The following is a 25,677-nucleotide window of genomic DNA, read 5'->3' as shown; positions in this document are numbered from 1 at the left end:
CGTCCACGAGGTGGGCGGGGACGGGGCGGGCCCCGCCTCCCCCTTGCGGGTCAGTGCGACTCGCGGCTTACCTCAGAACCGCTGGAGCCGACGAGGAAGTCCAAGTCGGCTCCCTTGTCGGCCTGTTGCACGTGGTCGACGTACAGGCGCTCCCAGCCCCGCCGAGGGTTCGCGAAGCCCTCCACAGTGGCCGCGTTCGGGGTGCGGGCGGCGAGTTCACCGGCGGGCACCTCCAGGTCGATGCGGCGGGCCTCGACGTCGAGGCTGATGACATCGCCGGTCCGTACGAGGGCGAGCGGACCGCCCGCCGCCGCCTCCGGGGCCACGTGCAGGACGACCGTGCCGTACGCGGTGCCGCTCATCCGGCCGTCGCAGACGCGGACCATGTCCCGCACCCCCTGCTCCAGCAGCTTGGTGGGCAGCGGCATGTTGGCCACCTCGGGCATGCCCGGGTAGCCCTTGGGCCCGCAGCCGCGCAGGACCAGAACGGAGTCGGCGTCGACGTCCAGGTCCGGGTCGTCGACGCGGGCGTGGAAGTCCTCGATGCTGTCGAAGACGACCGCCCGGCCCCGATGGCGCAGCAGGTGCGGTGAGGCCGCCGCGGGCTTGATCAGCGCCCCGTCGGGGGCGAGGCTGCCGCGCAGGACGGCGATGCCGCCCTCCTCGACGAGAGGGCGGGCCCGGGTCCTGATCACCTCGGCGTCCCAGATCGGGGCGTCGGCGAGGTGGTCCACCAGGGGCTTTCCGGTCACGGTCAGCGCGTCGGGGTCCAGGAGGTCGGCGACCTCGCGCAGCACGGCGAGCAGTCCGCCGGCCCGGTGGAAGTCCTCCATGAGGAAGCGTCCGGCGGGCTGGAGGTCCACCAGGACGGGCACCCGGGAGCCGATGCGGTCGAAGTCGTCGAGGGTCAGCTCGACACCCAGCCGGCCCGCGAGGGCGAGGAGATGGACGACCGCGTTGGTGGAGCCGCCGATGGCGGCCAGCGCCACGATCGCGTTGTGGAAGGACCCCCTGGTCAGGAAGGTGCTCGGGCGGCGGTCGCCGGACACCAGCTCCACCGCGAGGCGTCCGGTGCCGTGCGCGGCCTCCAGCAGCCGGCTGTCCGGTGCCGGGGTGCCCGCCACCCCGGGGACAACCGTGCCCAGCGCCTCGGCGATCAGCGCCATGGTGGAGGCGGTCCCCATGGTGTTGCAGTGCCCGCGGCTGCGGATCATCGACGACTCGGAGCGGGTGAACTGCTCCTGGGACAGGGTCCCGGCGCGGACCTCCTCCGACAGCCGCCACACGTCCGTGCCGCAGCCCAGCGGGGTGCCGCGGAAGGTGCCGGTCAGCATGGGCCCGCCGGGCACGACCACGGCGGGCAGATCGACCGAGGCGGCGGCCATCAGCAGCGAGGGGATCGTCTTGTCGCAGCCGCCCAACAGAACCACTCCGTCGAGGGGGTTGGCCCGCAGCATCTCCTCCGTGGCCATCGCCGCCATGTTGCGCCAGAGCATCGCCGTGGGCCGCACATTGGTCTCGCCCAGCGACACCACGGGCAGGTCGAGGGGGATGCCGCCCGCCTCGTACACGCCGTCGCGGACGGACCTGGCCACCTCGTCCAGGTGGGCGTTGCAGGGGGTGAGGTCGGAGGCGGTGTTGGCGATGGCGATCTGGGGCCGGCCGGTGAAGGCGTCGGCCGGGACGCCCCGGCGCATCCAGGCCCGGTGGATGTAGGCGTTGCGGTCCTGTCCCGCGTACCACTGCGCGCTGCGAAGGGTCATCGCTCGGCTCTTTCCGGTAATCGGTACGGCGGTCTACTATCCGGAACACGATGCAGCATACGCAGCCGTTCCACGCTTCGACAGCCCTCGCCACGGCCGGTGCGGAGGGCGATCGCCTCGTGGGGTCCGACCGGGTGCTCGCCGTGCTCAAGGAGTTGGCCCGGCATCCGGACGGGGTGGCTCTGGACGAGCTCACCCGGGTGATCGGCAGTCCCAAGCCGACCGTGCACCGGGCGCTGGCCGCGCTGCGCCGCGCCGGTCTGGCCGGCCAGGACTCCGGCGGCCGCTATCTGCTCGGCGACGAGTTCCTGCGGATGGCCTTCGCCCATCACGAGGCCCGTCCCGAACACGTGCGGGTGCGGCCGCTGTTGGAGACCCTGGCCGCCCGGTTCGGCGAGACGGCCCACTACGCCGTCCTGGACGGCCGCGAGGTGGTCTACCGCGCCAAGGTGGACCCACCCACCGGTGCCGTCCGGTTGACCTCCACGGTCGGCGGCCGCAACCCCGCCCACGCGACCGGAGTCGGAAAGGTGCTGCTCGCCCACGAGTTGGGCACCCTCGACGCCGTACGGCGATGGATCGGCGAGGTGCCCCTGGCACGGCGGACGCCCCGAACCCTGTGCACGGCCGAGGAGTTGCACCGCGAGCTGCGCGCCACGCGCGAGCGGGGGTACGCCCTGGACGACCAGGAGAACGAGACCGGCGTCACCTGCCTCGCCCTGCCCGTGTACGGCACCTCGCCCACGGCCCCGTCCGCAGCGGTGAGCGTGAGCGCGCTGGCGTACCGGACTCCACTGGGGACCCTGGTGGACGCCGTCGAGGAGATCCGTGACGCCCTCGGTCCGCTGAAGGAGCCGCTGCGTTGAGCATGGATGCTGCTGCCGCGTCGAACACGGAAGGAACCGTTGCGTCGGACGCGGAAGCTGCGGCGGCCGCGTCGGGCGTCCCCTCGGCAGCGGGCCGGTGGATGCGCGCCTTCGTCGTCACGGCCCCCGGCGAGTTCGCCGTCCAGGAGGTGCCGGTGCCGGTGGCCGCTCCCGGTGAGGTCGTGGTCGACGTGGAGCGGGTCGGGGTGTGCGGGACCGATCTGGAGTTCTTCACGGGGGACATGGCCTATCTCCACCAGGGACACGCCGGTTATCCGATGCGGTTGGGCCACGAGTGGGCCGGCCGGGTGCGCGCGCTGGGCGCCGGGGTCGATCCCGGCTGGGCCGGGCGCCGGGTCATGGGCGACACCATGCTCGGCTGCGGAACCTGCCGCCGCTGTCGGCGCGACCGGCAGCATGTGTGCGAGCGGCGGCAGGAGGTGGGCATCCGGGGCGGCCGCGCGGGTGCCCTGGCCGAGCGACTCGCCGTGCCGGCAGCCTCGTTGCACGCCCTGCCCGAGTCGGTGGACCCCGTGCTCGGTGCGCTTGTCGAGCCCGGCGGCAACGCCCTGCGGGCCGCGCGGGCCACCGGCGCGGGACCCGGCGACCGGGTCCTGGTGCTGGGGCCGGGCACCATCGGTCTGCTGGTCGCGCTGTTCGTCCGGGCCGCCGGGGCGGAGGTGCACCTGATGGGCGCGACCGAGGACTCCCTCGCCTTCGCGCGCTCCCTGGGCTTCCCGTACGCCTGGCGCGAGGACACGCTGCCCGGCCTGCCGTTCGACGCGGTCGTCGACGCCACCAACGCGGCCCATCTGCCCGCCCTGGCCCAGGAGTTGGTGGAGCCGGGCGGGCGGCTCGTGTACATCGGGCTGGCCGGCGCGCCCAGCAGGATCGACACCCGCGCGCTGGTCCTCAAGGACGTGACGGCGGTCGGCGTCCTGTCGGCCTCCCCCGGCCTCGACGCCACCATCAGGGCGTACGCCGAGAAGGTCGTCGACCCGAGGCCGCTCGTGGCCGCCACCGTCGCACTGGACGCGATCGGCCCCGTGCTCGCGGGCGAGCGGCCGCCCGACGCCGGTCCGGGCCCGAAGATCCACGTCGATCCCCGCCTGGCCTGAGTTCCGTCCCCGCAGCGGACGCACCCTGCCTGGCCTGAGTCCGTCCCCGCAGCGGACGTACTCACGAACGGAGGCTGGTATTCCGTCGGCGGGGTGATCAGACTCGGTCCCCCATGGACACCGTCGACCTGTTCGACGACCGGACATGTTCGACGAGACGAAGGGTTCAGCCCGGTGAACTTCAAGGTGCAGCCGACCGCCCAGGTCGACGAGACGGCGGCGATCGGCGAGGGGACGACGGTCTGGGACCTGGCCCAGATCCGCGAGGACGCCCGGCTGGGGAGCGGGTGCATCGTGGGCCGGGGCGCCTACGTCGGCCCCGGGGTGCGGATCGGCGACAACGTCAAGCTCCAGAACTACGCGCTGGTCTACGAGCCGGCCGTGCTCGGCGACGGGGTGTTCGTCGGCCCGGCGGCGGTCCTCACCAACGACTACTTCCCCCGGTCGGTGGATCCGGACGGCAAGCTCAAGCGCGGCGGCGACTGGCAGGCTGTGGCGGTGGAAGTGGCCGAAGGGGCCTCCCTCGGGGCCCGTTCGGTGTGTGTGGCACCGGTACGGATCGGCCGTTGGGCACTGGTCGCGGCGGGCGCCGTGGTGACCCGGGACGTGCCCGACCACGCGCTCGTGGCCGGTGTCCCGGCGCGCCGGATCGGCTGGGTGGGCCGGGCAGGCGTACGACTGGTGGAGCGGGAGGGCGAGTCGGGCGCCTGGGAGTGCCCCGAGACGGGTGCGCTGTACGACGAGAAGGACGGCGGGCTCGTCGAGCGCGCATGACTCGTGTTTCCGCCAAATCGCAAATCTTCGAACATTCACCGGCATAACATGTGTGCGAACTGTGCAGACCAAGCACAATGGGCGCACGAACCAGTAGTGCCCAGGGGGGGTTACCGGGTGGAAACACCTATGCCTGAAATCGGGATCGGCACCAGCTCCGACGTCTGACGTCCGCCTGCCTTCCACCGCCCGGCCGTCCGTGCCGTGGCGCTCACAAGTCTGCGCAAAAACAGGGGGGTTGGTGTGTCCAACCGATGAGCATCACACGTCTGGCCGCGCTCGGCCACGAAGATCCGACGCTGCTCCCACTCGCCCGGCGACTGCTCACGGTCGCCGAGTCGGGGCTGCCGTCGATGCTGCTGCCCGGCGGCGAGGCCTTCGCCTTCACCATGGCGGGACGGCAGACGGCTGCCGGTCCCTGGGCCCTGGAGCGGCGCGGGACCAGCACCCGGTACGCGGCCATCACCGCGCTGGGTGTCCGTTTTCTGCCGGAGGACCGCCAGCGCGCGGTCCTCGGGGGGCGTACCGCCGAGGAGTTCACGGGTCTGCTGATCGAGTCGCTGCCCGGTGTCACGAACCTCGGTGACGCGGCGCTCATCGCCTGGGCCGCCGCCGAGACCGGGCACCCCAAGCTGTCCGACGCCGTGGCCCGGGTCGACGCCCTGGACGAGGAGGGCCGGCCGCAGTACACCGTCGAGGCGGCCTGGGTGCTGTCCGCCATGGCGGCCGCTCGCGACACGGTCGACGTGGAGAGACGTTTCTCCATGGCCCGCGACCGGCTGCTGCGGGCCCGTGTCGGGAACAGCCCGCTCTTCCCGCACGCCACCGGGCCCGGACTGGTGCCCTGGTACCGGGCGCACGTGGCCTGCTTCGCCGACCAGACGTACCCGCTCCAGGCCCTGGCCCGGGCGCACGCCAGCGGCGACGGCGACCCGGAGGCACTGGCCGCCTCCGAGGCCTGCGCCACGCGCATCTGCGAACTCCAGGGCGACGGCGGGCAGTGGTGGTGGCACTACGACGCGCGCACCGGCCAGGTCGTGGAGGGCTACCCGGTCTACAGCGTCCACCAGCACGCGATGGCGCCGACCGCGCTGTTCGACCTCACCGACGCGGGCGGCAGCGACTTCGGCGCCGCGATCCGCAAGGGCCTGCGCTGGATGACCGAGGTGCCCGAACTGGCCGGACACCCCGAGCCGTTGATCCTCGACGAGCTCGGCGTGACCTGGCGCAAGGTCTACCGGGGCGACCCCAGGAAGGCCGTACGCGCCGCCCGGGGGCTCTCCACCCGAGTCGCTCCGGGCCTGCGGCTCAAGACCCTGGACCGGGTGTACCGCCCGCTCTCGGTGGACCGCGAATGCCGTCCGTACGAGTTCGGCTGGATGCTCTACGCCTGGCAGGGGGGCCGGATATGAGTGGGCGTCAGACCCTCTTCGGGGTCGAGCTGGACCCGCTGACCATGGACGAGACCGTCGAGCGCTGCCTGGACGCGGTGCGCGAGGGCAAGCAGCTCGAGATCGGCGTGGTCAACGCCGCGAAGCTGGTGAACATGCGGCGCGACCCACGCCTCGCGGAGGCGGTGTCGGGCTGCGACCTGGTCGTCGCCGACGGGCAGGCCGTCGTGTGGGCCGGCAAGGTGCTGCGCGCCCCGCTGCCCGAGAGGGTGGCCGGTATCGACCTGTTCCTGCGGCTGCTGGCCGAGGCCGAGTCGGCGGGCATCTCCGTGTACTTCCTGGGCGCCAAGGAGGAGGTCCTGGAGGAGATGCTGCGCCGGGTGGCCGACCGCTTCCCCGGCCTCAAGGTCGCCGGCAGCCGCAACGGCTACTTCGACGACTCCCAGCAGGAGGAGATCGCGGAGGACATCGCGCGGTCCGGCGCCCAGATGCTCTTCCTCGGCATGACCTCGCCGAAGAAGGAGATCTTCACCGCCGCCCACGGCGCGCGGACCGGCGCCCGTGTGGTGCACGGCGTCGGCGGCTCCTTCGACATCCTCGCCGGGGTCACCAAGCGGGCCCCCGCGTCCTGGCAGCGCCTCGGCGTCGAGTGGCTGTACCGCGCGCTCCAGGAGCCGCGCCGGCTGGGCAAGCGCTACCTCACCACCAACACCGCTTTCCTTCTCATGACGGCGCGGGAGTTCATCCGCCCCACCCCGTCGACCGCTCCCGCGAACAGGAGTCACTGATGCGTGTCGTCGTGGTTGGACAGGGATACGTGGGCCTGCCGCTGGCCATCCGGGCCGCCGAGGTCGGCCACGAGGTGATCGGGTACGACGTCGACTCCCGGCGGGTCAAGAGCCTCGCCGCCGGTGAGTCCTTCGTCGAGGACGTCACCTCCGAGCGGATCCGCGCGGCGCTGGACAGCGGTGCCTACCGGCCCAGCGAGGCCGCCCGGGACTGCGGCGGCTTCGACGTCGCCGTGGTCACCGTGCCCACCCCGCTGCACGAGGGCACGCCCGACCTGCGGTACATCCGCGAGTCGGCGGTCACCCTCGCCCGGTATCTGAGACCCGGGGCGACCGTCATCCTGGAGTCGACCACCTATCCGGGTACGACCCAGGAGATGTTCGCCCCGATCCTGGAGGACGGCTCGGGTCTCACCGCGGGCACCGACTTCCAGCTCGGCTACAGCCCGGAGCGGATCGACCCCGGGAACACCGTGTGGGGCTTCAAGGAGACCCCGAAGGTCGTCTCGGGCGTCAACGAGGCCTCGCTGAAGGCCGTTCAGGACTTCTACGCCGAACTCGTCGACACCACCGTGCCGGTGGGCTCGCCGAAGGAGGCCGAGCTCGCCAAGCTCCTGGAGAACACCTTCCGGCACGTGAACATCGCGCTGGTCAACGAGATCGCGATGTTCGCCCACCACCTGGACATCGACGTCTGGCAGGCCATCGACGCGGCCTCCACCAAGCCGTTCGGCTTCATGCGCTTCACACCGGGACCCGGCGTCGGCGGCCACTGCCTGCCGATCGACCCGTCGTACCTGTCCTGGCGGGTGCAGCGCGAACTCGGCCAGAGCTTCCGCTTCGTGGAGCTGGCCAACGACATCAACAACCACATGCCGGAGTACGTGACGCGCCGCGTCAGCGACCTGTTCAACGAGCGGCGCCGCTCGGTCAACGGTTCGCGCGTCCTGCTGCTCGGCCTCGCCTACAAGAAGAACACCGGCGACGCGCGTGAGTCGCCCGCCCTGCGCATCTCCCAGTTGCTGCTCGACATGGGCGCCCAGGTCAGGGCGGCCGACCCGCACGTCGTCGAGAGCCTGCCGGTGGACACGCGGCTGGTGCGGGTCGAACCGACGCCGGAGGAGCTGGCCTCCGCCGACGTGGTGGTCCTGCTCACCGACCACGACGCGTTCGACTACGAACTCGTCGCCGAACACGCCCCCTTCGTCCTCGACTGCCGCCGTCGGCTGCCGTCCGGACCCACCATCGAGGTGCTCTGAACCATGCCGCGCATCGTCTGCGTCGCGGGGGCCCGCCCCAACTACATGAAGATCAAACCGGTGATGGACGCCCTGGAGAGCCGGGGCGCCGAGGTGATCCTCGTCCACACCGGGCAGCACTACGACCCGGCCATGAACGACGTGTTCTTCGCCGATCTCGGCATCCGCCCGCCCGACCGCTTCCTCGGGGTCGGTTCGGGCAGCCACGCCGAGCAGACCGGACGCGTGATGACCGCGTTCGAGCCCCTGCTAGCCGAACTCGCCCCGGACATCGTCGTCGTGGTCGGCGACATCAACTCCACCCTGGCCTGCGCCCTGGTCACCGCGAAGGCCGGGCCGCTGCTCGCCCACGTCGAGTCCGGGCTGCGCAGCCGGGACTGGGGCATGCCGGAGGAGGTCAACCGGGTCGCCACCGACCGGGTCAGCGACTACCTGCTGGCCCCCTCCCCCGACGCCGCCGACAACCTGCGCGCCGAGGGGTACCGGGAGGACCAGATCCACCTGGTCGGCAACGTCATGATCGACACGCTGCTCGCCAACCTGGAGCGGGCCAGGGCCTCGGACGTCCTGGAACGACACGGCCTGACCCGGGGCGAGTTCGGGCTGGTGACGCTCCACCGCCCGGCCAACGTGGACGATCCCGAGGTTCTCGCCGGGCTGCTCAAGGCGCTCGGCGAGATCGCCGGCCGGCTGCCGTTGCTGCTGCCCGTGCATCCGCGCGCGGCCGGCCGGCTGGCCGAGATCGGCGTGCCCGGCGGCATCCGACTGGTGCCGCCGGCCGGGTACCTGGACTTCATCGCCCTGCAGGACGCGGCGCGTGTCGTGCTGACCGACTCGGGGGGCATCCAGGAGGAGACCACCGCGCTCGGCGTCCCGTGCGTGACCCTGCGGGACAACACCGAGCGGCCCATCACCGTCGAACAGGGCACCAACGTCCTGGCCGGCCGGGACCCGGCCCGGATCGTCTCCGTGGTGCACCGGGTGCTGGACGAACCGCCCGCGCCGCGCCGGCCCGAGCTCTGGGACGGCCACGCCAGTGACCGGATCGCCGAGGTCCTGCTGGGGGGAGGCACGGCGAACACCCGACCGAGGCCCACCGATCGAACGTTCCCCATATGATCCGCTTGCAACATATGCTCGTCGAACGTTTGGGCGCGAGGGGGGACCACCATGGATCTCGCTGAGATCTTCCGGGTGATGCGCAGGCGCTGGTACGTCCTGCTGCCGGGGCTGCTGCTGACCATCGGCCTGACGGTGGCCGTGGCGCTGACGGTCCCGGTCACCTACCAGTCGCAGAGCACGGTGGTCTTGCTCAACTCCGAGAAGGCCACCAAGGCCTACGACGGCAACCCCTTCCTCAGCACCCAGACCTCGCTGACCGGCATGGCCGACAGTCTGGCCCGCAACCTCAACTCCGACGCCTCCCTCCGGGAGCTCAAGTCCCGTGGCGCCACCGGCACGTTCGAGGCCAAGCTCGCCGACAACGCGCAGGGGCCGCTGATGTGGCTCACCGTGACCGGCACGGACAAGAAGGCCGTACTGAAGTCGAACCGCGTCCTGACCGCGTACGCCAAGGAGCGGCTGGTGCAGTTCCAGAAGCAGCAGTCGGTCACGACCAACGCCATGATCCGCATGACGACGATCGTGGCCCCGCAGAACCCGATGCCGCAGACCAAGACCCGGCTCGAGTACATGATCATGGCCGGGGGCCTCGGCCTGGTCCTCAGCCTCGTCGCCACCTTCTACGTGGAGGCGCGCCGGCGCCCGCGGCCGGCCGTGCGGGAGGACGAACCCGTGCGGACGGGCGCCGACCCGGAGCCGGTCACCGAGGCGGCGGAGTCGGTCGCCGAGCAGACCATGGCCCTGCGGACGCCGCCCAGTTGGTCGCGGTCCGCCGAGCAGCGGTCCGCCGAGCAGCGGCGCGCCGAAGGGCCGCGGGCCGGGCGGTCCGTCATGACCGTGGCGCCCGCCGCCGACGCGCTCGACGAGGAGTCGACACATGGACAGCGTTCGCACACCGGACAGCGAGAGAGCTGAGACGGGCGACAGACCGTCGTCTCCCGCCCCTGACTCGCTCGGCACGAAGGTCCGTTCCGCGGCCCGCTGGAGCCTGATCAACACCCTGGTCATGCGCCTCGGCAACTTCGCCACCGGCATCCTGCTGGCGCGGTTCGCGCTCGGGCCCGCCGAGTGGGGCGTCTACGGCATCGCCCAGACCGTGCTGCTGGTCCTGCTGTCCGCGAACGAACTGGGCGTGAGCCTCGCCATCATCCGCTGGGAGGGCGACCCGCGCCGCTTCGCACCGACCGTGCTGACCCTGAGCCTCCTGTCCAGCGGTCTGCTGTACGTCGCCCTGTTCGTCTCGGCGCCGACGGTGGCCGGACTGCTCGGCTCGCCCGACGCCTCGGGCGTCCTCAGGGTGATGTGCCTGTGCCTGGTGATCGACGCGGTGGCGCACATACCGGCCGGCATCCTGACCCGGGAGTTCGCCCAGGGCAGGCGGATGGTCATCGACGCGCTCAACTTCGTCCTGAGCACCGCCGTGACCCTGGTGCTGGCCTTCGCCGGCTGGGGCGCGATGAGCTTCGCCTGCGGCGCGGTGGTGGGCAACGTGGCCGCGCTCGTCGGCTGCGCGATCGCCGTCCCCGGCACCCTGCGGTTCGGCTGGGACCGCGAACAGGCCCGCGCCCTGCTGAAGTTCGGGCTCCCGCTGGCCGGCGCGAGCCTGCTCGCCCTGGCCGTGGTCAACGTGGACACCATGGTCGTGGGGTCCTCCCTCGGCCAGATCTCGCTCGGCTTCTACGTCCTGGCGTTCAACATGTCGGGCTGGCCGGTCCGCGTCATCTCCGAGGCCGCCCGGCGGGTCTCCTTCGCCGGCTTCTCCCGCCTGGCCGACTCGCCGCAGGCCCTGGCCCAGGGCTTCAGCCGCGCCCTGGGCGTCCTGGTCACGGGCACCGTGCCGTTGTGCGTCCTGCTGGGCGGCCTGGCGGCCCCGGTCATCCACCTCGTCTACGGCGGCAAGTGGCTGCCCGCCGCCGAGGCGCTGCCGTGGCTGATGGCCCTGGGGCTGATCCGCATCGTCTGTGAACTCGCCTACGACTGTCTCGTGGCGGTCGGTCAGCGCCGCTCGCTCATCCTCGTCCAGGGGCTGTGGGTCGCCGCCCTCATCCCCGTCCTGATCGTCGGCGCACGTCTCGGCGGCATCGTCGGTGTCGCCCAGGGCCATGTCCTGGTCGGCGCCTGCCTCGTCGTCCCCGTGTTCCTCTACGCCCTCGCCCGCGCCGGGATCGGCCTGGCCTCCGTCGCGCGGGCCTGTGCCTGGCCCTTCCTCGGCGGCGTGGCGATGACCCTGGTGCTCCTCGGCACCAAGCGGCTGCTGGGCGACGGCACCCTCGCCCTGTTCGTGATCGGCCCGGCGGCCCTGGCCTGCTATGTGCTGTGCGTGCTGCCCAGCCGCCGTTTCCTGCTCGGCTCCCGGACCCCGGAGACCGTATGACCACGCTCCGCCGATTCCTCCTCGGCCTGGCGCTTTTACTGACCGCTGCCTGCTCCTCGGGGGGTGAGAAGGCCGACCGGGCCGATCCCACGCCCACGCGGACGCCCCTGGCCTCTGCCGACCCGGCGCCCTCCGCGAGCGCCTCGGCCTCCGTCAGCCCCGATATCTCGACGCCCACCCACAGGCCCAAGCCGTCCGTGCCCGCCCGTTCTCCCGGCACCGCCCCGGCCACCACCGCCGCGCCCCGGGAGGCCGGTTTCCCGAACGCCGGCACCACGGGTCCGCGTATCCGGCTCAAGCCCCGCGCCGCCGGGAACATCAGCGTCAAGACCGACGGGGCCGTGATCCGGGGCCAGGACATCAGCGGCTCCCTCGACGTCTACGCGAACGACGTGACGGTCATCGACAGCAGGATCACCTCCACCAACTGGTGGGGGATCAACCTGCGCCCCGGCTTCAGCGGGCTGCGGGTCCTGCACACCACGATCACCGCCGTACCGGGCAAGGGTCCCGACAACGGCGGGGTGAACTACGCCGTCTCCAACATGGGCAGCAGCTCCATCGAGGTCGGCTGGTGCGACATCTCCGTGTTCGGCAACGCCCTCTCCATGGGCCAGGGGCACCTGCACGACAACTACGTCCACGGCCTGGTCCCCTTCCGCAACAACGGCGGCGAGTGGCAGCACACCGACGCGGTGATCAGCGGCGGCGGCAGCAAGGGCACGCTGGTCGTCCGGCACAACACCCTGCTCAACCCGGTCCCCGTCGACCAGGGAGCGTCGGCCGCCGTCGGCCTGTTCGCGGACACCGGCCATGTCTCCAACACCGTCATCGACAACAACCTCCTGGCCGGCGGCGCCTACGCGCTGTACGGCGGCGGCGACGGCGCCACCGGGATCACCGTCACCAACAACGTGTTCTCCACTCGGTACCACCGCTACTCCGGCGTCTACGGAGCCGTCACCGCCTGGAACGCGGGCGGCGCGGGCAACGTCTGGCGCGGCAACCGGTTCTCCGACGGCACCCCCGTCACCCCCGCACCGGCAGGCTGAGGAAGAGGATCATGCGACGCATCGCCCGCGCCCCCTGGGAACTCCTCAAGCGCGCCTTCGGCTGGCTCGTCCTCTTCGAACTGCGCAACAAGGTCCTGCTCCTGCCCTCGGCCGTGCGGCTGCGGCGTCTGGAGGACGCCGAGACCCACCGCCTGAAGGGGGTCCTCGGTCCCCTCCCCGAGGCCCTCGTCGCCACCGTCATCGCCACCCACCGACGCCCCGACGCGCTGCGGGCGGCGGTCGCCTCGGCGCTGGCCCAGACGGTGCGCGACCAGGTCGTCATCGTCGTGGACGACGGCGCGGGCCTCCCCGAACTCCCCGACGACCCCCGGCTGTTCGCCGTCTCGCTGGCCCGCAACACCGCCGTGGCGGGCGTCGTGCGCAATGTCGGCATCCGTCTCACCCGCTCGCGCTACGTGGCGTTCCTGGACGACGACAATCTCTGGGAACCCGACCATCTGGAACGGGCGTTGGCCGTCCTGGAGTCTCCCGGCGGCCCCGACGGCGTCTACACCGCGCTGCGCCGCGTCCTGCCGGACGGCACCGAACGGGACGTCCTGTCCGTGGAGTTCGACCGCCACCGGGCCGCGAGGGAGTCCTTCCTGGACACCAACGCGTTCGTCGCCCGGCGCGACGGCTCCCTCCGCTTCAGCCGTCTGCGCCGCACGCCCGAAGTGCTGCCCCGCGAGGACTGGGAGCTCGTGTACCGCTACAGCCGCGGTCACACCGTCCGTCACGTACCGCACGCCACCGTGCGGTACCTGGTGAACCCCGGCAGCTTCTGGACGACGTGGTCTAGCTGAGCGCTCCCGGTCGCAGCAGCGCGGCGACCGCGGCCCTGCTGGCCCGTCGGCCCAGGGCGGCCCGTGACGTCTCCCGCAGCAGGACGGCGGCCCGGAAGCAGGCGGTCGCGACGGCCCCGTGGCGCCGCCGGTACAACCGCACCCGGTTGACCGTGAGCAAGGACCACAGCCGGGGCGAGACCTGCGAGTCGCCCCCGAGGTGCACGGCCTCGGCCGACGGCTCCAGTTGCGTGGCCCAGCCCAGATCGCGTGCCCGCAGGCAGTACTCGGTCTCCTCCGAGTACAGGAAGAAGGACTCGTCCCATGGCCCGCAGGCGGCCCGGCACTCGGCCGAGATCGCCATGAGCGCGCCGGTCGCCCAGTCCGCCCGCGTGGGCCGCCGGTACGCCCCGGGGTCGGTGACGAGTTCGCTCAGCCGCGGGAAGCGCCCGGCCCGCCGGTTGCCGATGACGGCCTCGCCGAGGGCCCGCAGCACGCTCGACTCCCGCCGCAGCGAGTGGTGGGGCGTGTCCCGGCCTTCCTCGTACAGCAGGGGTACGGCGATCCCGACCCCGTCGCCGAGGCTGTCGACGAGACGCTTGGCGCAGCCCTGGCGCATCCTGATGTCCGGGTTGCATATCAGCGCCACCCCGTGCTCGCCGGCGGCCTCCAGCGCCGCGTTGACCCCGGCCGCGTACCCGGCGTTGCGGCCGGTCTGCACGACCGTCGCGTCGGGGGCGAGCTTGCGCAGGACCTCAACGGTGTCGTCGGCGGAGTCGTTGTCGGCGACGACCAGCCTCCAGTCGAGGCCGGCCATGCCGTCCGGGAGGGCGGCGAGGAACCCGGGCAGCACCTCGGCGCTGTTCCAGGTGACGACGATGACGGCGACGGGGCTCAACGGGACTCCACGAGTTGGGGAAGCCGCTCTTCGGCGGTCCTGCGGGGTGCGGCCGGAGGAGCAGCGGCGGCCGCCTCGCGCCGGATGAAACCGAGGTAGCTGCCCCCGGCCCCCAGCACCAGGAAGAACATGCCGGCGAACATGGGGAAGCTGAGCGAGTCGAAGGTGGCGCTGCTGACCAGGGCGACCAGCGAGGAGGCGAAGAACGCCTGGCCGAGCTCGCGGTCGGACTCGGTGCGGGCCAGCCTGCGGATCGCACCGCCGTGGTGGATACCGGTGATGAACAGCACGAGCAGGGCGATCAGTCCGAGCACGCCCATCTCAGCGAGGGTCAGCATGTACTGGTTGTCGGTGAAGAAGTACAGGTCCGGGGTGAAGGTGCCGAAGCCCCGCCCGAACAGCGGGTGCTCCTTCAGGTAGGGCACGATCGCGCTGTACTTGACCGTGCGGGCCTGGGTGCTGCTGTCGGAGTTGGACAGGAACGACGCGAACAGGCCGGTGATCGTGCCGATCAGTCCGGGGACGAGCACCTTGAAGACGGCCACGGAGGCGGTCATCACGCCGATCGCGGCCCAGCGCCGGGCGGGCTTCCAGCGCGGCACCAGCACCAGGGCGACCAGCAGCAGCCCCACGATCGAGGTCCGCGACACCGACAGGGGCAGCGCGCCGCCCATGAGCACCACCGGGCCCCAGCGGCGCAGGACGTGCAGGTGACGTCGTACCGGGTCGAAGGCCTGCTGGATCGCGAAGGGCAGCAGGATGGCCAGCATGCCGGCGAACTCCAGCGGCTGGGCGGTGGTGGCGCGGGGCCGCGTGAAGGCTCCGCGGTCCATGACGCTCACCTGGGCCACGCTGGTCTGGAGGCCGGGGATGTGAATGGAGTCGGCGATGTTGGTGGCCGCGAAGAAGTCGTAGAAGCCGATCGCGGCGACGACGGAGGCCAGGACGACCACGCGGCGCATCAGGACGTCCAGCCGGGCGCGTTCCTGCATGGCCGCCGAGGTCAGGACGATGAGCGACAGCCACACCAGGTAGCCGATGAGCCCTCGGTCGGCGCCGAGGATCTCCTGGTGCGAGCTCTGACGCATGGCGTCCGCGATGTAGGCCATGAGGACGGCCGTGCCGAGCACGCACATCGAGATCCGGACGAACCTGGTTCCCGGAGCGGGCAGGATGCGGCCGCCCAGCCAGGTCGCGAGGTACCACAACAGGCCGAGCAGGGCGAAGACGTTGGCCGGGGTGCCGACGCCGCCGAGTGCGGGCAGGGCCAGGTTCGAGGGGATGAAGAGGGCCAGCGCCAGGTAGACGGTGAGGATCGCGGTGGCGTCGACGCGGCGGTTCAGCCAGCCCACCCGTTCGCGGGTGGGTGCGCGGGCCTGACGCGGGGTGGCGGCCCTGCGGCGGCGGCGCACCACCGTCACGCCCTCCATCAGGATCGACAGCAGGAACGCGCTGACGACGCCTCCGATGACGACGGCCGCGATGCCCTGGTAGCGGTTCTTCGACTCCGCCACCGGGGTCTGCGGCAGGACCACGGGGGCCGTCTGCACGAGATAGGCGGGTGGCACCTTGGCGGCGGCCTGGAGGGCGTCGAGCTGCTCGCCCGCGAAGGCCGTCAGGATGTCGGTCTCCTTGAGGACCTTCTCCCGGTCGGTCCCGGTGACGCTGAGCACGAGCAGCGGGCTCTCGCTGTCCGGGGCGAAGCCGGTCGTGTAGGGGTCGGTGACGCCTCTGCCGTGCAACTCCTTGGCGGCGTCGCTGGATTCGAGGGTTCTGATCAGCACGTCGGCGGTGACGATCAGCGAACCGCCCGCGTTCGAGATGGGGTTGCCGAAGGTGGGGGCCAGCCGGGCGACGGCCGAGGAGTCCAGCAGCGCGACCGAGCTCTGCGACTCGTAGGAGACCGGGACGGTCCGGTACAGGTACGCGCCGCCGAGCAGGCTCAGCACGGTGAAAGGCACCATGAAGTACCACCGTCGGCGCAGAATGGCCCATATCTCACCAATGCTCACGAACCATTCCTCCTTTCGGTGGCATCCGGACACATGTCCTGCCAGTATCGGGGGCGACGGAAGGAACTCACATGTCGCCCGGGAACGTCGCCGATGCGCTGCTCCGCCGCTGGTATGTCCTCGTGGTGGCGATGGTCTTGACGGCCGCCGGGGCCTACCACGTGGTGCGCCCCACTCCTCAGTACGTCGGCTCCGCGGTGGTGGTGCTCAAGCCACCGGTGACGCAGAACCAGCCCAACCAGCTCACCAACCTCCAGCCCCCGCTCGCCGTGCTCTCCTACGGCGTCGTACGCCGGCTTGAATCCCCCGCCGGGGCCAAGGAGTTGAAGGCGGCGGGCGTGCACGGGACCTACCATCTCGTCCCCCGCAACAGCGGCACCAGCGCGACGCCCCGCTATCTGATCCCCTCCTTGCAGGTGCAGTCGCAGGCGTCCGGTGCCGAGGCCGCGGTGACGGCGGTGAGCCGCATCATCGACGTCTACACCCGGCACGTCGACGCGTTGCAGAAGGCCGAGGGAGTTCCCACGGGCGCGCGGATCACCGCGACCGTCCTGACCTCCCCGAGCGCCGCCCAGGTGCAGGGCGACAAGAGCCGGGGCCTGGCGGGTACGGCGCTGCTGGGCGCGGCGGGCGGGATCCTCGGGGCGCTGTGGCTGGACCGGTATCTGCTGAGCCGCCGCAAGGACGCCCCGGGCCGCCGCCGTCGCACCGAGCCGGTGCCCGTCGTGAGCTGAGTGGTACGGGTGGTTCATCAGATTCCGCGGCGCTTCCAGGACTCCCACCACAGCCACTCCCGCCCGCGTTCGGCCACGGCCGACCAGACCAGCGGCTGGAGGTAGGGCATGGCCTTGGGACCGATCCGGCGTCTGAGCCGCAGCGCCCGGTACTCGGGCAGGGCCCGGTAGCCGGGCAGGCACTCCTCGGCGAACGCCACGCACTCGTCGACCGGGACGACCGCGGTACGTCCCCGGTCGTAGGCCCGGTAGGCGCGGCGCAGCGCGAAGCGGGCGAGCCGGGTGTGGACCTGGTCGGCCAGGCGGTCGGCGTCGGGCAGCCGGTCGGCGCACTTGGTGAGCACCGAGTCGAAGGCCACGAGCCGCTGGCGCAGGTCGTCGAGCTGGCCGCCGAAGTCGACGGTGGACATGTTCTTGCCGTGGACGCGGTAGAAGGCCTGGTCGGCGCCGCGGATGTAGCCGACGTCGGCGTGGGCGGCGAGCCGCATCCACATCTCGATGTCGCCGGCGTGGGGCAGCGCCGGGTCGTAGCCGCCGACCCTGCGCTGGAGGCCGGTGCGGACGACGACCTCGGGCGAGGTGATGCAGCCGGTGCCCTCGCGGAAGCGCCGGTCCAGCCACCAGTGCCCGGGGTAGACGGTCGAACCGGTGCTGCGGGTACGGGCCTTGGGCAGCGGGCCACCGTGCTGGAAGCGCAGGGGGCGCCCGTAGGCGAAGCCGGCCTCGGGGTGGGCGTCCAGGAGGGCCGCGGCCCGCACGAGGGCGCCCGGGACCAGCCGGTCGTCGGCCGAGAGGAGGGCCACGTAGTCGCCGTCGGCCCACTCCAGCAGGCCTTCGTTGTACGTGGCGATGTGGCCCTTGTTGGTCTCGTGGACGTGGACGTCGATGCGCGGGTCGGAGGCGGCCAGTTTCTGCGCCACCTCCGCCGAGTCGTCGGGCGAGGCGTCGTCGATGATGAGCACCCGGACGTCGACGCCGTCCTGCTCGTCCAGGACGCTGCTCACGCAGTCGGCCAGGAAGTGGCCGTACTTGTAGCAGGGGATGACAACACTGACGGTGCTCATCTGTGGGGAAGCCAATCCCCGGTGGTGGCCCGCGCCTTGCCGGGCACGGGCCACCACCGGTGGGGTCGGTCGGTCAGTTCTTCTTCTTGCGCACGGTCGTCTTGCTGGTCAGGGTCCAGGTCTTGGACTTCACCGTGTGGTGCTTCTTGTCCTGGGCCTTGACGGCGACCTTGAACCGGGTGCCGTCCGGCAGCGGCGACGACAGGTGCACGGACACCTTGTGGGTGGCCCTGTCGTAGGAGGTGACGGCCGTGACGTGGAGCTTCTTCGCGGCCTTGGAGCCGCTCAGGACGGTCACGGTCGCCGTGACGGACGACAGCTTGGTCGAGGCGGGCAGGGACGTGACGAGCGGGCTGGTCGCGTCGGCGGTGTGCGCCAGCGAGGACGCGGTCACCTCCGAGGCGTTGGCCGTGGCCAGGGACGCGCTCGGGTCGTCGGCGGTGAAGACCGGGCCGACCCAGTAGTTCGCGGATCCGTAGGAGCCGTTCGGGAAGGCGGTGGAACTGCCGTACCGGTAGAGCCCGTTGTGGTGGGCGCTGGTGTCGGCCGTGGCCGTGAGCGGGTAGGACTGGTGGGCTGCCGTGAAGTAGCCGCCGTTCACCGCGTAGTTGCCGTTCGGCGCGTGGTAGGAGGCGACGTAGGCGGTGCCCGCGGTGACGGCCACCGGGGTGGCGAACGTCATCGTCTGCCAGCCGGAAGGCGATTCGGCGGTGAAGGTGCCGGTGGCGAGGAGCGTGCCGTCGTCGGACCACAGGCTGCCGGTGTGGGTGCCGGTGTTGGTCGTGCCCTTGTAGAAGGTGACGCCGGTGATCCAGCCGTCCGCCGAGGACGTGAACCGGGTGCCGAGTTCGACCGAGTTTCCGTCACCGGTCACCGCGGCGGTGGCCGGAGTGGCGGAGGCGTTCCACAGCGTGCAGGGGCAGGTGACCGCCGGCGGCTCGGAACTGGTGGTGAAGCTCCAGGTCACCGGGTCCGCCATGGCGTTGCCCCACAGGTCGGAGGCCTGGACGGACGCGGTGTACGTGGTGTGCAGCGCCAGTTCGGTCGACGGGGTGAAGGTCGCCTTGTTGGACGCGGGGAGCGTCTTGGCGCCCGGCACGGTGTTGCCGTCCGGGTCCTTGACGGTGAACGTCAGGCTGTCGGCGTCGATGGCGTGGTCGAAGACCGCGGACACCGGTGCCGTGATCGACGTGCCGGTCGCGCCGGACGTCGGCGAGGTGGAGGTGACCGCCGGCGGGGTCGTGCTGGCCGTCGAGGTGTCCAGCACCACGTCGACCCAGTAGTTGCTGCCGGAGGACGCCGAGGACGGGAAGGCGCTGGTGGAGCTGTAGCGGTAGACGCCGTTGCCGCCGTCGGTGCCGGACTGGAGCCCGGTGAGCGGGGCGAGGCCCGCGGCCTTGTCGGAGAAGTAGCCGCCGTCGTAGGAGTATCCGCCGTTGGGGGCGAAGTACGAGGCGACGTAGGTGGTGTTGGCCTTGACGGTCACCGGGGTGGAGAAGTTGAGCTGCTGCCAGCCGGAGGCCGTCTCGCTGGTGAAGGTGCCGGTGGCCAGGCGGGTGCCGGAGGCGCTCCACAGGCTGCCGGTGTGGGTGCCGGTGTTGGCGGGCGACTTGTAGAAGCGGACGCCGGTGATGGAACCGGCCGTCGTGGTGCGGAACTTGACGCCGAGCTCCAGGGAGCTGCCGTCACCCGCGTTGACGGTGCCGGGGACGGCCGAGGCCGGCCAGATGGTGCACGGGCAGGTCTGCGGGCCGACGGTCAGCGGGACCGTGGTGGTGGCGCCGATGTTGACGCTGTCGTCCACCGCGCGGACCTTGACCGACACCGAGCCCGGGGTGGTCGGGGTCCAGGTGTAGCTCCAGGACGCGAGGCCGGTGGCGGCGTTCCAGGTCGAGCCGCCGTCCGTGGAGACCTCCACGCGGGCCACGACGCCGCCCGAGTCGGAGGCGGTGCCCTTGACGGTGACCGGCTTCAGTGCCGGGACCGTGGCTCCGGAGGCCGGGCTGGTCACGGTGACGGCCGGGCCGGTGGTGTCGGTGGAGGCCGTGGCGGCGACGAGGTTGCTCTGCCGGGTGAGCGGCTGGACGCCCATGTCGGCGAGGATGTTCACGGTCGCCTGCTGCATGCGGGCGTCCTCGGTGACCACCGTGTCGGCCGGGTCGTACGTCGGAAGGTTGGTCAGGCCCCACGACCACTGCACGGTGCCCGCGCCGAAGACCAGGGCGCCGGAGTCCTGGTCGCGGAACTCGACGAGGTTGTGCGTGGCGGTGCCGTTGCCGTACATGTTGCCCCAGTCGAGGCGGTACTTCCCGTCGTTGATGTCCACGGTGGTGGACGACAGGTGGATCGCGCCCGCGGGACGGGTGCTGTTGGGGATGTCGCTGTCCCACTCGTAGCCGAGGGTGCCGGCCGGGAAGGTGGCCGTCTGGTTCGCCGTGAGGTTGGCGATGGAGGTGCCCCGCCACAGCCGGTTCTTGCCGTACGAGCCGGGGACGGTGATGGCGTCGGCGCGGTACCCGTTCACCGTGAACATGGAACCGGTGAGGATGTTCGGCGGCTGGTAGGCCTGCCCGTACTGGGTGCTGGTCGGGTCCATCCAGGTGCCGGTCCACTCACCGCTGGGGTCGGCGATGCCGTTGTTCTGCACCATCTTGGTCATCTTGTAGCAGACCATGGTGCGGTTGGCGGTGTTCGCGCCGTCGATGCTCGGGGCGAGCCGGGTCTTCCAGAACACCTCGTTGCCGCTGAAGTAGGCCTGCCGGACGCCGGCCTTCCGCGCCGCCAGGACGTTGGAGTACTGGTTCTGCGTCCAGTACTCGTCGTGCCCGGACGACATGTACACCTTGTGCTTCTTCAGCAGGGTGGCGCCGTTGGTCGACACGTCCACGCCGGACAGGTAGCTGACGTCGTAGCCGTTGCGCTCCAGCCAGGACAGCATCATGTACTCGGAGCCGTAGATGCCGTTGTCGCCGCCGATGTCCAGCGGCCGGTTGTAACTGACCTCGTAGGCGCGGCCGTCGGGCGCGGGACCGGTGCCGCCGTAGAGGTCCTGGCCGCCGTAGTCGTTGTACGCCTGCCAGGTCTGGTCACTGGTCTGCACGACGACGTCGGAGGTGCTGGAGTCCTTGCGGACGACGAACGGGTAGGGCATGAGGCCGTCGCCGTCGGTCTGCGTGAGGTTCGCGATGTACAGGCCGGAGACGGCGTCGCTGGGCACCGTCCAGTTCACGGTCACGGGCCAGTTGCCGCAGTCGACCAGGCCGGTGGCGGCCTTGGTGGTGCAACTGGCTTCCTTGGTCGTGTAGTTGGCCGGGTAGGTCGTGGCAGCCTGGGCCGGGGTCGAGATCATGCGCGCGCCGTCGCCGCCGTACCAGCCGAGGCGGTAGATCTCCACGCGGTAGGAGACCGGTGACTGGATCTTGAACTGGACGGTGTCACCGGCCTGGACGCTCTCCTTGGTGGAGAACCCCTTGATGTCACCGTAGGCGTTGGGCGAGTACCAGTCGGACATGGGGCTGCCCGCCTTGGAGTTCTCGCATACGACCGGGTTCGAACCCGTGCCGCAGGGATCGGCCGCCGCCTGGGCGGTCCCCGCCTGCGGGAGCGCCGCCCATATCAACGCGGCTATGACGGCGAGGCGCCCGCCCCGGAGCCGTCTGCTCCATCTGTTCATGTGTACCTCTCAGCGGTGCTGTGCAGGACCGACCCGGAAGTCGGGGGTGAGGCGTGTGGTGAGGGGACCGATCAGCCTCGGAGCGCTTCGGCGAGCGCGGCCACGACCTGCTGCTGCTGGTCGGGGGTGATCTGGGGGTAGAGCGGGAGCGACAGGATCCGCTCGGCGGCGTTCTCGGCGTTCGGGAAGTCGCCCCGGTCGTGGCCGAGATGGCGGTAGGCCGGTGTGAGGTGGACCGGGGCGGGATAGTGCACCCCGGCGCCGATGCCCTCGGCGTTGAGCTTGCCGACGATGTCGTCGCGGTCGGTTCCGGCGACCTGGACGACGTACAGGTGCCAGACGTGGACGTTGCCGGGGGCCGTCACCGGGAGGACGACCCGGCCGGCGGCCGCGAGGTCGGCGAGCAGTTCGTCGTAGCGGGCGGCGGCCGCCCGGCGGGCCGCGTTGCCGTCCGCCAGCCGCTTGAGCTTGGCGCGCAGGACGACGGCCTGGAGTCCGTCGAGGCGGCTGTTGAACCCGGGGACGTCGTGGCGGTACTTGGCGACACCGCCGTGGTTGGCGATCGCCCGCACCAGGCCGGTGAGTTCCTCGTCGTCGGTCAGCACCGCGCCCGCGTCGCCGTAGGCGCCGAGGTTCTTGCCCGGGTAGAAGCTGGTGGCCGCGACGCCGCCGCTGCCCGGCGCGCGGCCGTCGCGGGTCGCGCCCTGGCACTGGGCCGCGTCCTCCACGACCCGCACGTGGTCGGGGAGTTGGGCGGCCAGGGCGGTCACCTCGGCCATCTGCCCGTACAGGTGGACCGGTACGACCGCCTTGGTGGCCGGGCCGACGGCGTCCAACGCGGCCCGGGGGTCGAGGAGATGGCTGTCGGGCAGGCAGTCCGCCAGGACCGGTCGCGCACCGATCCGGGCCACGGCCCCGGCGGTGGCGATGAAGGTGTTGGCGGGGATCACGACCTCGTCGCCCGGCCCCACCCCGCTGGCGCGCAGGGCGAGTTCGACGGCGTCGGTGCCGTTGGCGACACCCACGCAGTGGGCGACTCCGCCGAACTCGGCGTACTCGCGCTCGAACTGGCGGACCTCGTCGCCGCCGACGAACGCGGTGTTCGCCAGCACCCGGTCGAAACCGGCCCTGACCTCGTCGGCGACCTCCTGATGGGCAGCCTTGAGGTCCACAAGCGGAATCTGGTTCATGTCAGCGGTCCCCCCACTGTCGGTGTTGCGAGTTCGTCCAGCGCGGGCGCCCCCGCCGCGCGCAGCCGTCGGGCCGGGCTCCCCACCCAGACCTCACCTGGTGGGACGTCGTCGAGTACGGCACTCCCCATGCCGATCTGCGACCAGGCCCCTACCGTCGTACCCTCCCTGACCAGCGCGCCGGAGCCCACGTAGGCCCCTCGCTCCAGCCGCACTCCCCCGCCCAGGCGGACCCCGGAGGTGAGCGTCGCGTAGTCCTCGACCACGTCGTCGTGGGTGAGCACGACGTGCGGCATCACCGCGACATGGGCGCCCACCCGGACGGCGGCCGTCAGCACGCAGTGCGCGAGCAGGACCGAGCCGGGGCCGATCCGCGAGGTCGCCGAGACCACCGCGGCCGGGTGGACCACCGTGGCGTAGCGGTCCTCGGACAGACCGAGCCGCCGGACCAGCCGGGCGCGGACCGCGTAGTCGCGCGGGTTGCCCACGCAGATCACCACCCGCGCCCCGGGCAGTTCACGGACCAGGTCGCAGCCGCCGAGGACGGGCACGCCGTCGACGTCGGTGCCGTGCAGGTCCGCGTTGTCGTCGAGGTGTCCGAGCAGCTCGAACTCGCCCGTGGCCGCCACGGCCTGGGCGGTCTCCCGGGCGAAGCCGCCCGCGCCGACGATGACGAGTCCGGTCATCCGCGGGCCTGTTCGCGCAGGGCTGCCACGACCCGGTCCTGCTGGGCCTCGGTCATCGTGTGGAACAGCGGCAGGATCAGCGAGTCGCGGCTGATCCGCTCGGTGACCGGCAGCGGCACGCTCGGGTGCTCCGCGTAGGCGGGTTCGAGGTGCGCGGCCATGATCCCGCGCCGGGCAGAGACCCCGGCGTCGGCGAGCGCGGCCAGCAGGTCGTCCCGGCCCACGGGGAAGTCCTCGGCGAGCAGCACCCAGTAGGACTGGAAGTTGCTCTGCCCGTGCGCGGGGTCGCGTACGGCGGTGAGGCCCGGGATGTCACGCAGCAACGCGTCGTAGCGCGCGGCCAGTTCGCGGCGGCGGGCGATCATCGCGTCGAGCTTGCCGAGCTGGACCAGACCGATCGCGGCCTGCACGTCGGTCATCCGGTAGTTGAAGCCGACCTCCAGGTAGCTCTCCAGCACCGGCTTGTTGCTCGCGTGGCGCTCGGCCGCCGAGGCGTTCATGCCGTGCTCGCGCAGCCGGCGCAGCCGCGTGGCCCACTCGGCGTCGTCGGTGGTGACCATGCCGCCCTCGCCGGTGGTGACGAGCTTGCGCGGGTGGAACGACCAGGCGGCGAGCAGCGCGCCGTGGCCCACGGGCTTGCCGCCGACGGTCGAGCCGATGGCGCAGGCCGCGTCCTCGACGAGCGGCAGGTCCCAGTCCGCGCAGGCGGCGCGCAGGGCGTGCACATCGGCCGGCACGCCACCTTGGTGGACGGCGAGGACGGCCTCGGTGCGCGCGGTGCGGACCTGCTCCACGGTGGCCGGGGTCAGGTTGCCGGTGACGGGGTCGACGTCGGCGAACACCGGCTCGGCGCCGACGTACCGCACGGCGTTGGCGGTGGCGATGAACGACAGTGAGGGCACCACCACTTCGTCGCCGGGGCCGATGCCGAGGGCGACCAGCGAGAGGTGCAGGGCGGTGGTGCAGGAGCTGACCGCGACGGCGTGCTCGGCGCCCACCCGCTCGGCGAAGGCCCGCTCGAAGGCGGCGACCCGGGGGCCCTGGGCGACCCAGCCGGACAGCACGGCGTCGGAGGCGGCCTTGGCCTCCTCCTCGCCGAGCCAGGGGATCATGACGGGGATGCGGTCGGTGCTCACCGGGCGGCCTCCTCGGCGGCGGAACGCTCGGCGCGCCACCACTGGACCAGGTCCCGAAGGCCCGTGCGCAGGTCGATCTCGGCGGTGAACCCGAGCCGTTCGGCGGCCTGGGTGGTGTCGGCGAGCCGGCGCACCACCGAGTTCACCGAGCGGGCGGGCCCGTGCACGGGCTCCAGGCCCTCGGCCCCCATCGCCTCCAGCAGACCGTCGGCGAGCTCGCGCAGCGAGGTCTCGGTGCCGCTGGCGATGTTGAACACCTCGTCGGTGACGTCGGATTCGGCGGCCAGGATGTTGGCCCTGGCGATGTCGCGGACGTCGACGAAGTCCATGGTCTGGGTGCCGTCGCCGAGGATCAGCGGCGGCTCCCCCGCCTCGATCCGCTCCATCCAGCGGATGAGCACCTCGGTGTACAGGCCGTGGATGTCCATCCGGGGGCCGTACACGTTGAAGTAGCGCAGGGCCACGTAGTCGAGCCCGTACATGGCGTGGAAGCTGCGCAGCATGCCCTCGTTGAAGGCCTTTGCGGCGCCGTAGAAGGTGTCGTTGTTGTAGGCGTGGTGGCGCTCGGTGGTCGGGAAGACCTCGGCCATGCCGTAGACGGACGCCGACGAGGAGGCGACCACCTTGCCGACGCCGGCCGCTGCGGCGGCCTCCAGCACGTTGAAGGTGCCGTCGACGAGGACCTCGTTGGCGAGCCTCGGTTCCTCCGCGCACTGGGTGATGCGGATCGCGGCGAGGTGGAACACCAGGTCCGCGCCCTCGGTGACCTTCTTGACGGTGTCGACGTCCCGGACGTCGCCCTCGACGACCTCGACCACGCCGCTGGGCAGGGCCTTCGCGAGGTTGGCCCGGCGCCCGCGCACGAAGTTGTCGAGTACGACGATCTCGCGGGCGCCGCCCTCGGCCAGCAGGTCGACCAGGTTGGAGCCGATGGTGCCCGCTCCTCCGGTGACCAGGATCTTCTTGCCACGTACGCTGCTCAACTGCTGTGCCCT

Annotated in this window: 21 protein-coding genes; 12 read left to right on the top strand and 9 right to left on the bottom strand. The window is 71.6% G+C overall.

Annotation, left to right across the window (positions count from 1 at the left end):
• Positions 1-50: 50 nt before the first annotated feature.
• Positions 51-1,763: an IlvD/Edd family dehydratase gene (locus tag ABZ098_RS15080; RefSeq protein ID WP_356590979.1), complete on the bottom strand. Its 1,713-nt coding sequence runs from the start codon at positions 1,761-1,763 to the stop codon at positions 51-53.
• A 50-nt stretch (positions 1,764-1,813) separates the two neighbouring features.
• On the opposite strand from ABZ098_RS15080, the gene ABZ098_RS15075 reads away from it, so the two are divergent.
• From ABZ098_RS15075 to ABZ098_RS15025, 11 genes are all read left to right on the top strand, one after another.
• Complete coding sequence (locus ABZ098_RS15075; RefSeq protein WP_356590977.1) at positions 1,814-2,629, top strand: IclR family transcriptional regulator; 816 nt, start codon at positions 1,814-1,816, stop codon at positions 2,627-2,629.
• A 101-nt stretch (positions 2,630-2,730) separates the two neighbouring features.
• Positions 2,731-3,747, top strand: coding sequence for an alcohol dehydrogenase catalytic domain-containing protein (locus tag ABZ098_RS15070; RefSeq protein WP_356591432.1), 1,017 nt, complete (start codon positions 2,731-2,733; stop codon positions 3,745-3,747).
• Between the two features lie 174 nt (positions 3,748-3,921).
• The gene (locus ABZ098_RS15065) at positions 3,922-4,521 is read left to right on the top strand and encodes an acyltransferase (protein WP_356590975.1); all 600 of its coding nucleotides are present in this window, start codon (positions 3,922-3,924) and stop codon (positions 4,519-4,521) included.
• Between the two features lie 254 nt (positions 4,522-4,775).
• Positions 4,776-5,933 (top strand): hypothetical protein, encoded by a 1,158-nt coding sequence (locus ABZ098_RS15060; RefSeq protein ID WP_356590974.1) that lies wholly within the window; start codon positions 4,776-4,778, stop codon positions 5,931-5,933.
• Entirely contained in the window at positions 5,930-6,700 is a 771-nt protein-coding gene (locus ABZ098_RS15055) for a WecB/TagA/CpsF family glycosyltransferase (RefSeq protein ID WP_356590972.1), read from the top strand. The genes ABZ098_RS15060 and ABZ098_RS15055 overlap by 4 nt, the downstream gene beginning before the upstream one ends.
• Positions 6,700-7,959, top strand: coding sequence for a nucleotide sugar dehydrogenase (locus tag ABZ098_RS15050; protein ID WP_356590970.1), 1,260 nt, complete (start codon positions 6,700-6,702; stop codon positions 7,957-7,959). Before ABZ098_RS15055 ends, ABZ098_RS15050 begins: the two co-directional genes overlap by 1 nt.
• 3 nt (positions 7,960-7,962) lie before the next feature.
• A complete protein-coding gene (wecB, locus tag ABZ098_RS15045) occupies positions 7,963-9,078 on the top strand; it encodes a UDP-N-acetylglucosamine 2-epimerase (non-hydrolyzing) (RefSeq protein ID WP_356590968.1) in 1,116 nt (371 codons plus the stop codon).
• Positions 9,079-9,129: 51 nt separating this feature from the next.
• Positions 9,130-9,996: a Wzz/FepE/Etk N-terminal domain-containing protein gene (locus ABZ098_RS15040; protein WP_356590966.1), complete on the top strand. Its 867-nt coding sequence runs from the start codon at positions 9,130-9,132 to the stop codon at positions 9,994-9,996.
• A complete protein-coding gene (locus ABZ098_RS15035; RefSeq protein WP_356590964.1) occupies positions 9,959-11,455 on the top strand; it encodes an oligosaccharide flippase family protein in 1,497 nt (498 codons plus the stop codon). Before ABZ098_RS15040 ends, ABZ098_RS15035 begins: the two co-directional genes overlap by 38 nt.
• Positions 11,452-12,507, top strand: coding sequence for a hypothetical protein (locus ABZ098_RS15030; protein ID WP_356590962.1), 1,056 nt, complete (start codon positions 11,452-11,454; stop codon positions 12,505-12,507). Before ABZ098_RS15035 ends, ABZ098_RS15030 begins: the two co-directional genes overlap by 4 nt.
• 11 nt (positions 12,508-12,518) lie before the next feature.
• On the top strand, positions 12,519-13,310 hold the full coding sequence (locus ABZ098_RS15025) for a glycosyltransferase family 2 protein (protein WP_356590960.1): 792 nt from the start codon (positions 12,519-12,521) through the stop codon (positions 13,308-13,310).
• On the opposite strand, the gene ABZ098_RS15020 is transcribed toward ABZ098_RS15025, so the two are convergent.
• Entirely contained in the window at positions 13,303-14,187 is an 885-nt protein-coding gene (locus ABZ098_RS15020) for a glycosyltransferase family 2 protein (protein ID WP_356590958.1), read from the bottom strand. The two genes, ABZ098_RS15025 and ABZ098_RS15020, sit on opposite strands and share 8 nt — an antisense overlap.
• On the bottom strand, positions 14,184-16,199 hold the full coding sequence (locus ABZ098_RS15015) for an O-antigen ligase family protein (RefSeq protein WP_356590956.1): 2,016 nt from the start codon (positions 16,197-16,199) through the stop codon (positions 14,184-14,186). Before ABZ098_RS15015 ends, ABZ098_RS15020 begins: the two co-directional genes overlap by 4 nt.
• Positions 16,200-16,270: 71 nt before the next feature.
• On the opposite strand from ABZ098_RS15015, the gene ABZ098_RS15010 reads away from it, so the two are divergent.
• The gene (locus ABZ098_RS15010) at positions 16,271-16,933 is read left to right on the top strand and encodes a hypothetical protein (RefSeq protein WP_356590954.1); all 663 of its coding nucleotides are present in this window, start codon (positions 16,271-16,273) and stop codon (positions 16,931-16,933) included.
• A 17-nt stretch (positions 16,934-16,950) separates the two neighbouring features.
• On the opposite strand, the gene ABZ098_RS15005 is transcribed toward ABZ098_RS15010, so the two are convergent.
• The 6 genes from ABZ098_RS15005 to ABZ098_RS14980 form a co-directional block, all read right to left on the bottom strand.
• Positions 16,951-17,997: a glycosyltransferase gene (locus tag ABZ098_RS15005; protein ID WP_356590952.1), complete on the bottom strand. Its 1,047-nt coding sequence runs from the start codon at positions 17,995-17,997 to the stop codon at positions 16,951-16,953.
• Positions 17,998-18,070: 73 nt separating this feature from the next.
• Positions 18,071-21,670, bottom strand: a complete 3,600-nt coding sequence (locus ABZ098_RS15000; protein WP_356590950.1) for a DUF4082 domain-containing protein — start codon at positions 21,668-21,670, stop codon at positions 18,071-18,073.
• A 71-nt stretch (positions 21,671-21,741) separates the two neighbouring features.
• On the bottom strand, positions 21,742-22,860 hold the full coding sequence (locus ABZ098_RS14995) for a DegT/DnrJ/EryC1/StrS family aminotransferase (protein ID WP_356590948.1): 1,119 nt from the start codon (positions 22,858-22,860) through the stop codon (positions 21,742-21,744).
• The gene (locus ABZ098_RS14990; RefSeq protein WP_356590946.1) at positions 22,857-23,546 is read right to left on the bottom strand and encodes an acetyltransferase; all 690 of its coding nucleotides are present in this window, start codon (positions 23,544-23,546) and stop codon (positions 22,857-22,859) included. The genes ABZ098_RS14995 and ABZ098_RS14990 overlap by 4 nt, the downstream gene beginning before the upstream one ends.
• Entirely contained in the window at positions 23,543-24,682 is a 1,140-nt protein-coding gene (locus tag ABZ098_RS14985; protein ID WP_356590944.1) for a DegT/DnrJ/EryC1/StrS family aminotransferase, read from the bottom strand. Before ABZ098_RS14985 ends, ABZ098_RS14990 begins: the two co-directional genes overlap by 4 nt.
• Positions 24,679-25,665: an NAD-dependent epimerase/dehydratase family protein gene (locus ABZ098_RS14980; protein WP_356590942.1), complete on the bottom strand. Its 987-nt coding sequence runs from the start codon at positions 25,663-25,665 to the stop codon at positions 24,679-24,681. Before ABZ098_RS14980 ends, ABZ098_RS14985 begins: the two co-directional genes overlap by 4 nt.
• Positions 25,666-25,677: the final 12 nt, after the last annotated feature.

It is taken from the genome of Streptomyces sp. NPDC006335, from assembly GCF_040612795.1.
Classification (GTDB): Bacteria; Actinomycetota; Actinomycetes; order Streptomycetales; family Streptomycetaceae; genus Streptomyces.
This window is presented reverse-complemented; position numbering and strand designations above follow the sequence as displayed.

What these genes read in the sequence shown, in the direction of transcription:
- wecB (WP_356590968.1), top strand. Translation starts at nt 7,963, where the DNA reads ATGCCGCGCATCGTCTGCGTCGCGGGGGCCCGCCCCAACTACATGAAG.
- ABZ098_RS14990 (WP_356590946.1), bottom strand. Translation starts at nt 23,546, where the DNA reads ATGACCGGACTCGTCATCGTCGGCGCGGGCGGCTTCGCCCGGGAGACC.
- ABZ098_RS15075 (WP_356590977.1), top strand. Translation starts at nt 1,814, where the DNA reads ATGCAGCATACGCAGCCGTTCCACGCTTCGACAGCCCTCGCCACGGCC.
- ABZ098_RS15010 (WP_356590954.1), top strand. Translation starts at nt 16,271, where the DNA reads ATGTCGCCCGGGAACGTCGCCGATGCGCTGCTCCGCCGCTGGTATGTC.
- ABZ098_RS15050 (WP_356590970.1), top strand. Translation starts at nt 6,700, where the DNA reads ATGCGTGTCGTCGTGGTTGGACAGGGATACGTGGGCCTGCCGCTGGCC.
- ABZ098_RS15080 (WP_356590979.1), bottom strand. Translation starts at nt 1,763, where the DNA reads ATGACCCTTCGCAGCGCGCAGTGGTACGCGGGACAGGACCGCAACGCC.
- ABZ098_RS15060 (WP_356590974.1), top strand. Translation starts at nt 4,776, where the DNA reads ATGAGCATCACACGTCTGGCCGCGCTCGGCCACGAAGATCCGACGCTG.
- ABZ098_RS14995 (WP_356590948.1), bottom strand. Translation starts at nt 22,860, where the DNA reads ATGAACCAGATTCCGCTTGTGGACCTCAAGGCTGCCCATCAGGAGGTC.
- ABZ098_RS15005 (WP_356590952.1), bottom strand. Translation starts at nt 17,997, where the DNA reads ATGAGCACCGTCAGTGTTGTCATCCCCTGCTACAAGTACGGCCACTTC.
- ABZ098_RS15035 (WP_356590964.1), top strand. Translation starts at nt 9,959, where the DNA reads ATGGACAGCGTTCGCACACCGGACAGCGAGAGAGCTGAGACGGGCGAC.
- ABZ098_RS15025 (WP_356590960.1), top strand. Translation starts at nt 12,519, where the DNA reads ATGCGACGCATCGCCCGCGCCCCCTGGGAACTCCTCAAGCGCGCCTTC.
- ABZ098_RS15000 (WP_356590950.1), bottom strand. Translation starts at nt 21,670, where the DNA reads ATGAACAGATGGAGCAGACGGCTCCGGGGCGGGCGCCTCGCCGTCATA.
- ABZ098_RS15055 (WP_356590972.1), top strand. Translation starts at nt 5,930, where the DNA reads ATGAGTGGGCGTCAGACCCTCTTCGGGGTCGAGCTGGACCCGCTGACC.
- ABZ098_RS15070 (WP_356591432.1), top strand. Translation starts at nt 2,731, where the DNA reads ATGCGCGCCTTCGTCGTCACGGCCCCCGGCGAGTTCGCCGTCCAGGAG.
- ABZ098_RS15030 (WP_356590962.1), top strand. Translation starts at nt 11,452, where the DNA reads ATGACCACGCTCCGCCGATTCCTCCTCGGCCTGGCGCTTTTACTGACC.
- ABZ098_RS15040 (WP_356590966.1), top strand. Translation starts at nt 9,130, where the DNA reads ATGGATCTCGCTGAGATCTTCCGGGTGATGCGCAGGCGCTGGTACGTC.